Source organism: Acuticoccus sp. I52.16.1 (assembly GCF_022865125.1).
Lineage (GTDB): Bacteria > Pseudomonadota > Alphaproteobacteria > Rhizobiales > Amorphaceae > Acuticoccus.
Window position 1 is genome coordinate 1,727,381 of the sequence record NZ_CP094828.1, and the last position, 14,075, is coordinate 1,741,455.

Consider the following 14,075-nt stretch of genomic DNA (forward strand, 5'->3'; position numbering starts at 1 on the left):
CGGCGGCGCCGCCCCGTCGCGCCCTCGCGGCTGTGGGTCGGCGCCTTCGCGGGGGTCGCCCTCGTCGTCGCGGCCGGCGCGGCGGCGCTGCCGGCGCTCGACCGCGCCTTTGCGCCGCAGATCACCCGCGCGACGCCTTCGGCCATCGTCGTCGACCGCCACGGCACGCTCCTCCGCGCCTTCACCGACGACGGCGGCCGCTGGCGCCTGCCGGTGACGGTGGACGAGGTGGACCCCCGTTTCGTCGACCTCCTCGTCGCCTACGAGGACCAGCGCTTCTACGACCACAACGGCGTCGACCCGCGGGCGATCGTGCGCGCGGCAGGGCAGGCGGTGGTGTCGGGCGCGATCGTGTCCGGCGCGTCGACGCTGACGATGCAGACCGTGCGCCTAATGACCGACGCGCGCCGCCGCACGCCATGGCGCAAGCTCAGCGAAGCGGTGACCGCGTTGCAGGTCGAGCGGCGGCTCTCCAAGGATGAGATCCTCACCATCTACCTCAACCAGGCGCCCTACGGCGGCAACATCGAGGGGGTGCGCGCCGCCGCCCTCGCCTACTTCGGCCGTGAGCCGGCGCGGCTGACGCTGGCGCAGGCGGCGCTGCTCGTGGCGCTGCCACAGTCGCCCGAGGCGCGCCGGCCCGACCGCCACCCCGAGGCGGCGCAGGCCGCCCGTGGCCGAGTGCTCGACAGGCTCCAGGCGCGCGGCGTCATCTCCGCCCGCGACGCGGCCGAGGCGAAGCGCGAGCCGGTGCCGACGCGCCGCCGCCCGGTGCCGCGCCTCGCCCCGCACCTCGCCCGCGACCTCGTCGCCGCCGACCCGACCGCCAAGAGGATCGAGACCACGCTCGACGCCGAGTGGCAGGCGCGGCTGGAGGCGCTGGCGGGCGAGCGGGTCGACCTCGTCGGTCCGGACGTCTCCGCCGCGATCCTCGTCGCCGAGATCGCCACCGGCGAAATCCGCGCCAGCGTCGGCTCCGCACGCTTCCTGGACCCGCGCCGCGCCGGCCATGTCGACATGGTGCACGCCGTGCGCTCGCCCGGATCGACGCTGAAGCCGTTCATCTACGGCATGGCGATCGAGGCGGGCCTGATCGCCGCCAACACGCTCCTGAAGGACACCCCGTCCACCTTCGGCGGTTACGAGCCGGACAACTTCGACGACACGTTTCACGGCCTCGTCACCGCCACCGAGGCGCTGAAGCGCTCGCTCAACGTCCCCGCGGTGATGCTGCTCGACGCGCTGGGGGCGGTCCGCCTCGCGGTGCGCCTGCAGGAAGCCGGGGCGACGGTGGCGCTGCCGCAGTCGGCGTCCGCGACGCTGGCGATCGGCCTCGGCGGCTTCGGCACCCGGCTCGTCGACCTCGCCTCGCTCTACACCGCGCTCGCCCGCGACGGGCACCCGCTGCCGCTTTATGCCCACGGCGCGCCGCCCCCGGTGCCCCATCGCCTGCTGGAGCGGCGCGCCGCCGCCGCGGTCGACGCCATCCTGGCCGGGATGAAGCCGCCGCAGAACGCGCGCGCCGGCCTCATTGCCTACAAAACAGGCACCTCGTACGGCTACCGCGACGCCTGGGCGGTCGGCTACGACGCGCGCCACGTCGTCGCGGTGTGGATCGGCCGGCCGGACGGCACCCCGGTCGCCGAGCTGACCGGCTGGACGGACGCCGCACCGCTCCTGTTCGACGCGTTCGCCCGCATCGGCATCGCGCCGCGGCCGCCGCGCCCGGCGCAGACCCCCACCGCCGAGCTGCCGCCGCCGCTGCAACGCTTCCTGCCGCGCGGACGCGGCGCGGCGCAGGCGTCCGATCTCGCCATCGCCTTCCCGCCCGCCGGCGCCACCGTGGCGCTCGGCATGCCCGGCGGAGCGCGGCAGCCGCTGATGGCGCGCGTCCTGGGCGAGCGGGTCGACGCGTGGCTCCTCGACGGGCGCCCGCTGGATGTGCGCCCCGGCCGCCGTACGGCCGAGATCGAGGTACAGGCCGGCGCCCACACGCTGACCGTCGTGACGGCGGGCGGGGCCTCCGAGCGCGTGTCGTTCCGGGTGGAGTGAGGCTCAGCGGCGCTGGGTGGCGAGCGCGGCGCCGAGGGCGACGAGGACCGCACCGCCCGCCGCGTCGAGCCACAGCGCCACCCGCTCGCGCATGAAGCGGGCGGAGGCGGTGGTGGCCAGCACGTAGGCGGCCAGCACCGGCATCTCGATCGACGCCGAGACGAGCCCCATGGCGACGAACTGCGGCGCGACGGCGGCCTCGGGCGAGATGAACTGCGGGAAGAGGGCGATGAAGAACATCATCGTCTTGGGGCTGGAGAGCTGCACCGCGAAGCCGCGGCGGAACCCGTCGCCGGCGCGGATGCGCTGTCGCACCACCGGCGTGTTCGCCGCCGCGTCCGCCCCGCCCCCGCGCCACAGCCGGCGCGCCAGCGGCAGCACCGCGCCGATGCCCAGCACCACGAGATAGGCCGCGCCGAGCCACTTCACGAGCGTGAAGAGTGTGGCGCTGGCGACGATGATCGCCCCCAGCCCCAGCGCCGAGAGCGCGAAGTAGACCGCCGTGGCCGCCACGACGCCGGCCGAGGCGGCGAGGCCGGGCCGCGCGCCGCCGCGCAAGGTGAGCATCACCACCGCCAGCACCGCCGGGCCCGGCGACAGGCACAGAAGGAACTCCGTCACGGCGAAGAGGAGCAGGGTTTCGAGCGTCATCGCGGCGTCCATGGTCGTGTCGCCGCAGCCTACCTCTTCTGCGCTCCCGGCGACACCGGCGGCGCGGCGTAGAGGGTCGCATGCGGGAGCACGGCGCGGCTGACGCCGATGTCGTCCAGTGCCGCATCGTCCATCCGGGCGAGTGCGCGCACCGTGGCACGCCGCCGCAACGCCCCGCGGATCCCGTCGACGAGCCGCCAGAACGCCGGACCGCCGGCGAGCGGACGCTTCAGGGGAATGGATGAGACGCGGTCGGCCATCGTGCGATCTCCAGGCAGGCCGCATCCGGCCCATCCGGCCCTCGCGGCGACGCCACCGGAGTAGCCCGCCGCGCCCGCCCGATGCTTCGGCGCAGGCCGAACCGTCGCCGGCACCGCCATATCCCGCCACAGGCGGAACGCGCGCGGCGGTACTGCCGGCGGTGCGGCCGCCGATACGGCCGGCGATGCGGCGAGACGGTTCGCGCCGTGCCGAAGCGTTGGCCGGCGCGGCGGTGTAGAATGCGGGCAACCGAAGGAGGAGGCTATGGGCGAGGGCCCCAACATCTCCCGCGTCGGCGCCCTGGTCGGCGATCCGGCGCGCGCGGCCATGCTCACCGCATTGCTCGGCGGCATGGCCTTGACGGCGGGCGAGCTGGCCGAAGCGGCCGGCGTCACGCGCCAGACCGCCAGCGCCCACCTCGCCCAGTTGGAGGACGGCGACCTGATCGCCCGCGAGAAGCAGGGGCGGCATGTCTATTTTCGCTTCGCGGGGCCCGAGGCGGCGGCGCTGGTGGAGAGCCTCGGCGTCTTCGCGGCGCGGCCGGTGGGCCCCAAGCGGGTGCCGGGGCCGCGCGACCCGGCCCTGCGGCGGGCGCGCGTGTGCTACGACCACCTCGCCGGCACGCTGGCCGTCTCCTTGTTCGACTGCCTGGTCGCGGATGGCGTCTTCGTCCGCGCGGACGATGCCGTCTCGCTGACACCGCACGGGGCACGGCGGCTGAGCACGCTGGGGATCGACATCGCCGCCCTGCGAGGCGCCAAGCGGCCACTGTGCCGCGCCTGCCTCGACTGGAGCGAGCGGCGCCACCATCTCGCCGGCGCGCTGGGCGGGGCGTTGCTGGCCTCCTTCGTGGAGCGGCACTGGGTGCGGCGGGTCACGGGGACCCGCTCCATCATCGTCACGCCCGCCGGCGAGCGGGCCCTGCGCGAGACCTTCGGGGTCCGCGGCTAGGGCCGCTTCGGCTCACTGATGTTCACCGCATCGTCCCGGGCGCGTGCCGGCACCGGCACGCTCGATCAGGCGCGCGAGCCGGGGGCCGGAAGCCGGGGCCGGCCGCGGTGCGCGGACGGCGGGCCGGCTCAATCCTCGTCGTCTTCGTCCTCGTGGCGCTCGCCCTTCTTCCAGGCCTGGAGGCCGGAGAAGACCGCGTCCGGGTCCACGCGGCTGCGGTCGTTGCGGCCGTCGTCGTCGGCCTGGTCGAGGCTCTGCTCCACCGGCATCAGCGCATCGGGCTGCTCGCCGAGGCCGGCCGGCAGCACCGCCGGGCTCGTGATGCCGGACTCGCGGGCGGCGGTCTCCACTTCGCGGTCGAGATCGACCTGGCTGCACAGGCCCAGCGTCACGGGGTCGAGCGGGGTCAGGTTGGCCGAGTTCCAGTGCGTGCGGTCACGGATCGCGGCGATGGTCGCCTTCGTCGTCCCCACCAGGCGGATCACGGCCTGGTCCTTCAGCTCGGGGTGATGGCGCACCAGCCACAGGATCGCGTTCGGGCGGTCCTGGCGCTTGGACACCGGCGTATAACGCGGGCCCTTGCGCTTGAGCTCCGGCACGATCGTCTTCGGCTTCGACAGCTTGAGGCGGTAGCCCGGATTGGTCTCCGCCCGCTCGATCTCCGCCCGCGTCAACTGTCCGGTCTGGATCGGATCGGCCCCCTTGATCCCTTGCGCGGCGTCACCGTCGGCAATGGCGCCGACCTCCAGCGGATGAAGGCGACAAAAAGCTGCAATCTGCTCGAACGTCATCGACGTGTTGTCGACCAGCCAGACCGCAGTCGCCTTGGGCATCAAGGGAGTGTCGGGATCGGATTGCATAAAGTCTCCTTGCGCTCTCGCGCCGAAGGAGCGCGAGAACCCGAACGCACGCCGGGGTTTTGAGGAATGAGCTTGATATAAGTCGCATCGGCCGCGGACGCAATTGCACCGCCGCCGATGCGACGCTCCGGGTGCAGCGTCAGGGCTTCAGCACGATCTTGCCGATGTGGCTGGAGCCCTCCATTCGCCGGTGCGCCTCGACGACGTCGTCGAGGGCGAAGACCTGGTCCATCACCACCTTGGTGCGCCCGTCGGCGAAGAGCGGGAAGACCTTCTCCTCCAGCGACCGGGCGATGGCGGCCTTGAACGGCACCTCGCGCGCCCGCAGCGTCGACCCCGTATGCACGAGGCGCTTCATCATCAGCAGCGAGAAGTTCGCCTCCGACGGGCCGTTCAGCGTCGCGATCTGGACGATGCGGCCCTCCACCGCGGCGACCTTCCAATTCTTCGCCACGTAGTCGCCGCCGACCATGTCGAGCGTCAGGTGAACGCCGTCGGGGGCGGCGTCCTTGCAGGCGGCGACCCAGTCCTCCTTCTGGTAGTTGATCGCCCGGTCGGCGCCCAGCCCCAGGCAGGCGGCGCACTTGTCGTCCGAGCCGGCGGTGGTGATCACCGTCGCGCCGAACGCCTTGGCGAGCTGGATCGCCGTGGTGCCGATGCCGGAGGTCCCGCCGTGGACGAGAAAGGTCTCGCCCGATGCCAGGCGGCCGCGGTCGAACACGTTGCTCCAGACCGTGAAATAGGTTTCCGGGATTCCCGCCGCCTCCTCGATCGAGAGGCCGTCGGGGATCGGCAGAACCGTGGACTCGGGCACGGCGACGTATTCGGCGTAGCCGCCGGCCACGACGAGGGCCATCACCTTGTCGCCCACCTCGAAGCGCTGCGCCGCGCTGCCGGCGTGGACGACTTCGCCGGCGACCTCGAGGCCGAAGATCGGGCCGGCGCCGGGGGGCGGCGGGTAGTTGCCGGCACGCTGCAGGCAGTCGGGCCGGTTGACGCCGGCTGCCTCGATTTTAATCAGCACCTCGCCCGCATCGACCTTCGGCACCGGATGCTCGCCGACCTCCAGGACGTCGGGACCGCCGGGGGTCGGCGCGGTGACGGCGCGCATGGTGGTGGGGATGGACATGGTGAGGTCTCCGATATCGTGATCCGCGGCTCAGGCCGCAGGGGTCAACGTAGCGCCGCGATCACGGGTTCGCGAAGGGGGTCGTGCCGACCGGTCCTTGCCTCGCGCCCCCTGTCGCCGCCAGGATGAGGCGGGGAACGCGTGGGAGTGCGCCATGGACAGAGACGACGAGCCGCGTCAGCCGCGGACGGCCCACACGCTGGGTGACAGCCTGGACCGGCTGTCGGTGCGGGATCTGGAGGAACTGAAGGCCGCGTTAGAGGCCGAGCTGGCCCGGATCGACCGGGAGATCGGCGCCAAGGATCGCTCGCGCGAGGCGGCGGCCAGCGTCTTCAAGTTCTAGGCGCGGCAAGTTCTAGGCGCGACGCCCCGCCGGCGGGGCATCCGTCCTCGGTGCCGGGCCGGCGGCCGCGTCAGGTCTCCTGCGCGATGGCGTGCTTTTGCAGCAGCGGGAGCTGGCTGAGCGTGAAGAGGATCGTCAGCGGCATGGTGCCGAACACCTTGAAGGTCACCCAGGTGTCGGTCGAAAAGTTGCGCCAGACGATCTCGTTCAGCGCCGCCAGAACCAGGAAAAAGAGGCCCCACCGCAGCGACAGCTTCCACCACCCCTCGTCGTCGATCTGGAACACGCTGTCGAACACGAGGGCGAGCAGCGGGCGGCGGAACAGGAAGAGCCCCCCCAGCAGCGTCGCCGCGAAGATGAGGTTCACGATGGTGGGCTTCATTTTGATGAAGGTGTCGTTCTGCAGGTACAGCGTGAGCCCGCCGAACACGATCACGATCGCGCCGGATATCAACGGCATGACCGGCACCTTACGATAGGCTATCAACGAAACCGTCAAGGCGGCGACCGTCGCGAACATGAACGCGGCGGTGGCGGCCATGATGGGCACGGTGTCCGGGTCGACGTCGGCGAACGGGCCGAGCCGGGTGAGGTCCCAGGTATCGGCACGGGCGTTAACGACAAAGAAGGTGATGAGTGGTCCAAGCTCCAGAATCAGCTTGAGCACGCTATTTTTCTGGTGCGTGGCCATATGTCCTCCAGCTAGCGGCGGGCTTCGCGCGATCGCACATGCCAGATGCGGTTCACCGCGTTGAGTGCAACACGTAAGGCGGTAAAATTCAGGCTATGGATCAGACAGCCTTTCCCCGACCCGGCGCGACGCGCGCATCCCGCAAGGCTCGTGCCGCGAAGTCAAGCGCGGCGGCGGGATCGGGATCCGATGACGCACCGGGTGACGAGGTCGGCGGCCTCATCGTCCGTGGCCTCGCCAAGACCTACGGCCGCCGCACGGTGGTGCGGGACGTCTCGCTGAGCCTGTCGCAGGGCGAGACGGTGGGTCTGCTCGGTCCGAACGGTGCGGGCAAGACCACCGTGTTCTACATGATCACGGGCCTCATCAAGCCCGACAACGGCGCCATCACGCTGAACGGCTTTCCGATCACGCACCTGCCGATGTACCGGCGCGCGCGGCTCGGCATCGGCTATCTGCCGCAGGAAGCCTCGATCTTTCGCGGGCTGACGGTGGCCCAGAACGTGATGGCGATCCTGGAGCTGACCGAGCCCGACAAGCGCCAGCGCAAGGCGACGCTGGAGGAGCTGCTCGACGAGTTCGGCCTGTCGCGGCTCGCCGGTTCGCCGGCCACGGCACTCTCCGGCGGCGAGCGCCGGCGCGTCGAAATCGCGCGGGCCCTCGCCTCGAAGCCGGACTTCATGCTGCTCGACGAGCCGTTCGCCGGCGTCGATCCGATCGCCGTCTCGGACATCCAGACGTTGGTGCGGCACCTGACCAACCGCGGCATCGGCGTTCTGATCACCGATCATAACGTGCGGGAAACACTCGGTTTAATCGACCGTGCGACAATTATCGCCAACGGCGCCGTGCTGACGGAAGGCACGCCGCAGGAGATCGTCGAAAACAGAGATGTTCGAAGGTTGTACCTCGGAGAGCAATTCCGGCTTTGACTCGGGCCGCCCGATGTTTAATCAATTGGGAAGCAAGGATCGCGCCAAACGGACTTCACAATCGTGACACCATCTCTCCGGCTCGTTCAGTCCCAGCGACAGACTTTGGCCATGACTCCGCAGCTGATGCAGGCCATCAAGCTGCTGCAAATGTCCAATCTGGAGCTGGAGGCTGCTGTCCGCGAAGAGGTGGACCAGAACCCGTTTCTCACGCTTTCGCCGCGGGGCGACGGGCGTGTCGCACCCAAGCGTGACGTTTCCAGCTCCGCCGTCCCGCTCGACCCCTTCGCCACCGTGGCCGTCCGCGAGACCCTCGCCGACCATTGCCGCCGCGAGATCGTCGGCCTTCGTTTCACCACGAAAGAGCGCGCCATCGCCGACTTTCTGATCGGCTCGCTCGCCCCCGACGGACGCCTCCCGCCCGACACGCAGGACGACACCATCGTCGCGCTGGGCGTCTCCCCCGCCGACGTCGCCGGCACCTTGGCGAAGTTGCAGACGATAGAGCCGGCGGGCCTCTTCGCGCGCGACCTCGCCGAGTGCCTCGCCCTCCAGCTCCAGGCCCGTGGCGACTTCGACCCGCTCGCCGAGCGGGTGATCGAGAACCTCGCCTTGGTGGCCAAGCGGGACGTGCGCCGTCTCGCGGACGTGTGCCAGGCGAGCGAAGCGGCGGTGATCGAGGTGCTGAGCCGGCTGCGCGGCCTCGACCCGCGGCCGGGCCTCGCGTTCGACAATACGCCCCTCGTCGCCATCGAGCCGGACGTCATCGTGCGCCGCCGTGCCGAGGGCGGGTTCATCGTCGCGCTCGACACGCAGCGCCTGCCGCGCGTCCTCGTCGATTCCGACTACCACGCCGAAGTCACCGCGATGGGCAACCAGACGGCGACGTCCTTCGCCAACCAGTGCATGCGCTCGGCCCACTGGCTGACCCGCAGCCTGGACCAGCGGGCCCGCACGATCGTCAAGGTCGCCTCTGCCATAGTGTCGCGGCAGCGAGCCTTCTTCGAGGGCGAGGCGCAGCATGTCTCGCCGCTCACCCTGCGCGAGGTGGCGCAGGACATCGGCATGCACGAGTCCACCGTCAGCCGCGTCGTGTCCAACAAGGCGCTCGCCTCGCCGCGCGGGGTGTTCCCGTTCCGCGCCTTCTTCGCGGTGGCGATCGACGCGGGCGACGGCGCGGTGTCGGCCGAGGCGGTGCGTGCACAAATTCGCCGCATTGTGGACACCGAGAGCGCCACCAATGTGAGGTCCGACGACGAGATCGTGCAGACGCTGAAGAACAGCGGCATCGTGATCGCGCGGAGGACGGTGGCGAAATATCGCGAGGCGATGAACATCCCTTCGTCGGTGGAAAGACGGCGCATGGCCCGTCATGACGGGTTCGGCTCGGTAGGGTCGCGCAGGTGATCGACAAGATCGGGCAAATCGTACACGCTCGATCTGGAACATTGACACCACTGGCGCGCGCGCCTAGAAGGCCGCGCCACGGCTCGGCGCCACCGACGATCGCGTCCCCGTGACAGTCCCTGTTTCGCGTGTCGCGGAGATGTCGGACCGTCGTCCGGCTCTGGCCTCCGCCCCACGTCTATCGAAGACGACATAGAAACGATTCGGGATTGTCATGGCCCTCACCATCGCTGGCAAGAATATGGACGTCGGCAACGCTCTGCGGCAACGCATCGAAGAGCGGGTCGAAGCGTCCGTCGGGAAATACTTCGACGGGAACCATTCCGGGCAAGTGACCGTTTCGAAGACCGGCGCCGGCTTCGAGGCCGATTGCACGATCCACCTCGACACGGGCGTCCTTCTGAAGACCTCCGCCACCGCCGGCGACGCCACAGCGGCGTTCGACCAGGCCGCCGAGCGGATCGACAAGCGACTGCGCCGCTACAAGCGCCGCCTGAAGGCCCACAAGACCGGGCCGTCCACGGCGGAAGTCGAGGCCGCGGTCGCCAACTATACCGTTCTCGCCGCCCCGGACGAGGACGAGGAGCTCGAAGAGAACTACGCGCCCCTCGTCGTCGCCGAGACACCGACCAAAATCCGTACCATGACCGTCTCCATGGCGGTCTTGCAGCTAGATCTCATCGATGCCCCAGCGCTCATGTTCCGAAACGCGGCCAACGGGTCGCTCAACGTCGTCTACCGACGCGCGGACGGGAATGTCGGCTGGATCGATCCGTCGCTCGCCTCGGGCAACGCTTCGTCCGGCGCGTCTCACACCGCTGCGGATTAATCCCGTGGACCTGACCGACCTCCTTGCTCCAGACGCTGTCGTCCAAGGCCTCGATGTCGGCTCGAAGAAGCAGGCGCTCCAGGAAATCGCCAGTCTCGCCGCACGGCGGACCGGCCTCCCGGAGCGCGAAGTGTTCGACACGCTCCTGCAACGCGAACGGCTCGGATCGACCGGTGTCGGCCACGGCATCGCGATCCCGCACGGCAAGCTCGTCGGCCTGCCCAAGCTGTCCGCGTTCTTCTTCACGCTCGCCCGGCCGATCGAGTTCGAGGCGCTGGACGACCAGCCCGTCGACCTCGTCTTCGCGCTGCTGGCGCCCGAAGACGCCGGCGCCGACCACCTGAAGGCGCTGAATAAGATCGCCCGCACGATCAAGCAGCCCGGCATGACCGACCAGCTGCGCGATGCCGAGAACGCGGCCGAGCTCTACACGCTGCTGACCCGCGCCCCCGTCGCCGCCAGCTGACCGCGCCGCGGCGGGCCGCCGACGGGCGCCACCCGCCGTCGGCACGACGGCTGCGCCGGTTATAGGCGATCCCTATCTCCGGTCGGGATGATGCCCGCTTGCCAAGGCGCTCGCGCGTTGGCATCTGGTATCGTTCAAAACAAAGGAGGACGAGAGCCATGGCGGCGCGCACGCTGTACGACAAGATCTGGGACGACCACCTCGTCGAGCTCCAGGACGACGGTACGGCGCTTCTCTACATCGACCGCCACCTCGTCCACGAGGTCACCAGCCCGCAGGCCTTCGAGGGGCTGCGCCTCGCCGGCCGCAAGGTCCACGCCCCGCAGCGCACCCTCGCCGTGGTCGATCACAACGTGCCGACGACCGATCGGTCCGCCGGGATCGACGATCCGGAGTCCCGCACCCAGGTCGAGACGCTGGCCCAGAACGCGGCCGACTTCGGCATCGAGTACTACAACGAGCTCGACGCGCGGCAGGGCATCGTCCACATCGTCGGCCCCGAGCAGGGGTTCACGCTGCCGGGCATGACCATCGTCTGCGGCGACAGCCACACCTCCACGCACGGCGCGTTCGGCGCGTTGGCGCACGGCATCGGCACGTCCGAGGTCGAGCACGTCCTGGCGACGCAGACGCTGGTGACCCGCAAGGCGAAGAACTTCCGGATCGACGTCGACGGTATCGTGCCCGCGCACGTGACGGCGAAGGACATCGTCCTGTCGATCATCGGCACCATCGGCACGGCCGGCGGCACCGGCTACGTGATCGAGTATGCCGGCGACGCGATCCGGGCGCTGTCGATGGAAGGGCGGATGACCGTCTGCAACATGTCGATCGAGGGCGGGGCGCGCGCCGGCATGGTGGCGCCCGACGAGACGACGTTCGAGTACATCGCCGGCCGCCCCAAGGCGCCGCAAGGCGCCGCGTTCGACCATGCGGTCGCCTACTGGAAGACGCTGCCGTCCGACGACGGCGCCCACTTCGACCGCGAGATCCGGCTCGACGCCGCGGCGCTTCCGCCGATCGTCACCTGGGGCACCTCGCCCGAGGCGGTGATGAGCATCGACGGCGCGGTGCCCAACCCGGCCGACATCACCGACCCGCACAAGCGCCAGGCGATGGAGCGGGCGCTGCAATACATGGGCCTGACGCCGGGCACGCCGATGTCGCAGATCGCGATCGACAAGGCGTTCATCGGCTCCTGCACCAACGGGCGGATCGAGGATCTGCGCGCGGTGGCGGCCGTCGTCCGGGGTCACAAGGTGGCCGAGGGCGTCTCCGCGATGGTCGTGCCGGGCTCGGGCCTGGTGAAGGCGCAGGCCGAGGCGGAGGGCATCGACAAGGTCCTCACCGACGCCGGCTTCGAGTGGCGCGAGCCGGGCTGCTCGATGTGCCTCGCCATGAATGCCGACAAGCTCAACCCCGGCGAGCGCTGCGCCTCGACCTCGAACCGCAATTTCGAGGGCCGGCAGGGCTTCCGCGGTCGCACGCATTTGGTGTCTCCGGCAATGGCCGCGGCCGCCGCCGTCGCCGGCCACTTCGTCGACGTGCGCAAGTTCTGATACCGCGCGGCCGCCGCGGCGGCCCGCCTTCGCGATCAGCCGGCCCGACGCGCACCGTCGGGCCGGCTTTTTCGTGGGCGGGCGACCGCGACGCCGCCGATGAGGGCGCCGTCATGAACACCGAGACGACGATCGTGCAGTCTACCGCGCGACATTCCGCCCATGTTCGGCCGAACCTGCGGCTCGCCGGCGGAACTTAGGCACGATCGTTCCGGGAACGGGAATCGGGTTGCCGCGCAGCGCGGCGGATCCCGGCCGGCGCGTCCACAAGAGGCGCAATTTTTGCGCTTCAGGTTTGAGTGCAACCCCAGGATGCGTTAGGCTCTCCATGGCGAGAGCGGCCCGCGACCGCCGGGCGGCCCGCCGCAGGGGGCACGACCATGGCGCACTCGCTCTTCTCCCGTCGCACGCAGCAGCTCTTCGGCCAGGCGCTCGCCGGTGCCCCGCAGCGCCCCCGCACCGGAGCGCTGACGCGGCGGCGGGTCCTGCAGCAGATGGCCGCCGCCTCGGTCCTCGCCGGCTCCGCCCCGCTCGCCCAGGCGCGCGCCCGCGGGGCGAGCGTGGCGGTCATCGGTGGCGGCCTCGCGGGACTTTCGGCGGCGTGGCACCCCCTCGCCGCAGGGCATGAGCCGGTGGTCTACGAGGCGTCGGGCCGGATCGGCGGGCGCGTGCGGTCCATGGTCGGCCTCGTGGCGGATGGAATCGTCACCGAGTTCGGCGGCCAATATATCAGCTCCGACCATGCCGACATGATCGCCCTGTCGCGCACCCTCGGCGTCCCCCTGGTCGACGTCGCGGCCAACGCCGCCGGCATCGCCGCACCCGAGACGGCCTATCACTTCGCCGGCCGCCGCCTCGACGAGGCAGAGGTGGCGCACGCCCTGGCCCCACTGGCGCGCCAGATCGCGGACGACGCCGCGCGCCTCGACGCCGATTGGGCGGGCCTCGCGCCGACGCTCGACGCCCGGTCGGTCGCCGAATATCTCGTCTGGCACAAGGACAAGATCAACGCCGAGGCGCTGGGCCTGGTGGCGGCGCTGATCCGGGCCGAATACGGAGTGGAGACCGGCAGCACCTCGGTGTTGGGCCTGATCGCGGCGCTCCCCGCGGTGACCGCCGGCTCGGTGGACCTGATGTCCGCACGCGACGAGATGTACATGGTCGAGGGGGGGAGCGAGGCGATCGTCCACGCGCTGGCGCGTCGGCTCGGCGACCGCATCGAGCGCGGCAAGCGCGCCGCCTTCATCGACGCGGAGGGCGACGGCCACCGCATCAATTTCACCGACGGCAGCGAGGTCGTCGTCGACGCGACGGTGCTGGCGATCCCCTTCCCGGCGATCGGCGGCATGCAGGTGCGCGTGCCGGTGCCGCGGATGCTGCCGGCGTTCGCCGCCTCCGTGCGGCTGGGGCGCAACGAGAAGGTCTTCGCCGGGTTCGACCGGCGCGCCTGGCAGCGACCGGACGGGTTCGCGCTGGACCTGTGGAGCGACGCCGGCGCCTCGGTCATGTGGGACGACGGCGTGCGCCAGCCCGGCCACACCAACAGCGGCATGACCTTCCTGATCGGCGGAGCCGAGACGCGCGACATCCACCGGTTCGGCCCCGAGGCGTTCGTGGCGGACACGCTGGCCGGCCTCGCGCGCGGCTTTCCGGGCATGGCGGAGGCCTACAACGGCCTCGCCGGCAATACCGCATGGCTGCGCACGCCCTGGCTGGGCGGCAGCTACACCAATCTGGGGCCGGGCCAGAAGACCCGCTTCGCCGAATGCTTCTGGACAGAGACGGCGAGCGGCGGGGTCGACAACGCCGTCATGCGGGATCGCCTCGCCTTCGCCGGCGAGCAGTATTCGGACGCCTACTACGGATACATGAACGGCGGCGCGCAGACCGGGCGCCTCGCCGCCCAGGCCGTCGCCGCCGCGCTGGCCTGATCGTCCGGCGCGG

At 70.7% G+C, this 14,075-nt stretch carries 14 protein-coding genes; 9 read left to right on the forward strand and 5 right to left on the reverse strand.

All coding sequences use genetic code 11. From position 1 onward, the window contains the following. The first annotated feature begins 87 nt into the window (after positions 1-87). Positions 88-2,052: a penicillin-binding protein 1C gene (gene pbpC, locus MRB58_RS07795; RefSeq protein WP_371747283.1), complete on the forward strand. Its 1,965-nt coding sequence runs from the start codon at positions 88-90 to the stop codon at positions 2,050-2,052. Between the two features lie 3 nt (positions 2,053-2,055). Here pbpC and MRB58_RS07800 read toward each other — a convergent pair whose 3' ends face one another. Both MRB58_RS07800 and MRB58_RS07805 read right to left on the reverse strand, forming a co-directional pair. Further along, positions 2,056-2,703 carry a LysE family translocator gene (locus tag MRB58_RS07800; protein WP_244781163.1) on the reverse strand — a complete coding sequence of 216 codons (648 nt, stop codon included), beginning with the start codon at positions 2,701-2,703 and terminating at the stop codon, positions 2,056-2,058. Positions 2,704-2,732: 29 nt separating this feature from the next. Continuing rightward, positions 2,733-2,963 (reverse strand): DUF1127 domain-containing protein, encoded by a 231-nt coding sequence (locus tag MRB58_RS07805; protein ID WP_244781164.1) that lies wholly within the window; start codon positions 2,961-2,963, stop codon positions 2,733-2,735. 265 nt (positions 2,964-3,228) lie between these two features. Between MRB58_RS07805 and MRB58_RS07810 the strand changes: the two genes are divergently transcribed. After that, positions 3,229-3,915, forward strand: a complete 687-nt coding sequence (locus MRB58_RS07810; protein ID WP_244781165.1) for a helix-turn-helix transcriptional regulator — start codon at positions 3,229-3,231, stop codon at positions 3,913-3,915. Between the two features lie 128 nt (positions 3,916-4,043). On the opposite strand, the gene MRB58_RS07815 is transcribed toward MRB58_RS07810, so the two are convergent. Together MRB58_RS07815 and MRB58_RS07820 are read right to left on the reverse strand one after the other, a co-directional pair. Further along, positions 4,044-4,775 carry a DUF1013 domain-containing protein gene (locus tag MRB58_RS07815; RefSeq protein ID WP_244781166.1) on the reverse strand — a complete coding sequence of 244 codons (732 nt, stop codon included), beginning with the start codon at positions 4,773-4,775 and terminating at the stop codon, positions 4,044-4,046. Between the two features lie 139 nt (positions 4,776-4,914). Next, a complete protein-coding gene (locus tag MRB58_RS07820) occupies positions 4,915-5,904 on the reverse strand; it encodes an NAD(P)H-quinone oxidoreductase (protein ID WP_244781167.1) in 990 nt (329 codons plus the stop codon). A 154-nt stretch (positions 5,905-6,058) separates the two neighbouring features. Here MRB58_RS07820 and MRB58_RS07825 point away from each other — a divergent pair, with 154 nt between their 5' ends. Continuing rightward, positions 6,059-6,247 carry a DUF1192 domain-containing protein gene (locus tag MRB58_RS07825; protein ID WP_244781168.1) on the forward strand — a complete coding sequence of 63 codons (189 nt, stop codon included), beginning with the start codon at positions 6,059-6,061 and terminating at the stop codon, positions 6,245-6,247. Between the two features lie 70 nt (positions 6,248-6,317). Here MRB58_RS07825 and MRB58_RS07830 read toward each other — a convergent pair whose 3' ends face one another. Further along, a complete protein-coding gene (locus MRB58_RS07830) occupies positions 6,318-6,938 on the reverse strand; it encodes a septation protein A (RefSeq protein WP_244781169.1) in 621 nt (206 codons plus the stop codon). A 95-nt stretch (positions 6,939-7,033) separates the two neighbouring features. Here MRB58_RS07830 and lptB point away from each other — a divergent pair, with 95 nt between their 5' ends. The 6 genes from lptB to MRB58_RS07860 all read left to right on the forward strand — a co-directional run bounded on the left by lptB (position 7,034) and on the right by MRB58_RS07860 (position 14,062). Next, positions 7,034-7,870: an LPS export ABC transporter ATP-binding protein gene (gene lptB, locus MRB58_RS07835; RefSeq protein WP_244781170.1), complete on the forward strand. Its 837-nt coding sequence runs from the start codon at positions 7,034-7,036 to the stop codon at positions 7,868-7,870. A 63-nt stretch (positions 7,871-7,933) separates the two neighbouring features. After that, positions 7,934-9,277: an RNA polymerase factor sigma-54 gene (gene rpoN, locus MRB58_RS07840; protein WP_256461710.1), complete on the forward strand. Its 1,344-nt coding sequence runs from the start codon at positions 7,934-7,936 to the stop codon at positions 9,275-9,277. A 214-nt stretch (positions 9,278-9,491) separates the two neighbouring features. Continuing rightward, on the forward strand, positions 9,492-10,106 hold the full coding sequence (gene hpf, locus MRB58_RS07845) for a ribosome hibernation-promoting factor, HPF/YfiA family (protein ID WP_244781171.1): 615 nt from the start codon (positions 9,492-9,494) through the stop codon (positions 10,104-10,106). 4 nt (positions 10,107-10,110) lie between these two features. Further along, positions 10,111-10,572, forward strand: coding sequence for a PTS IIA-like nitrogen regulatory protein PtsN (ptsN, locus tag MRB58_RS07850; RefSeq protein WP_244781172.1), 462 nt, complete (start codon positions 10,111-10,113; stop codon positions 10,570-10,572). A gap of 158 nt (positions 10,573-10,730) precedes the next feature. After that, a complete protein-coding gene (gene leuC, locus MRB58_RS07855; protein ID WP_244781173.1) occupies positions 10,731-12,131 on the forward strand; it encodes a 3-isopropylmalate dehydratase large subunit in 1,401 nt (466 codons plus the stop codon). A gap of 380 nt (positions 12,132-12,511) precedes the next feature. Continuing rightward, positions 12,512-14,062 (forward strand): NAD(P)/FAD-dependent oxidoreductase, encoded by a 1,551-nt coding sequence (locus tag MRB58_RS07860; protein ID WP_244781174.1) that lies wholly within the window; start codon positions 12,512-12,514, stop codon positions 14,060-14,062. Positions 14,063-14,075: the final 13 nt, after the last annotated feature.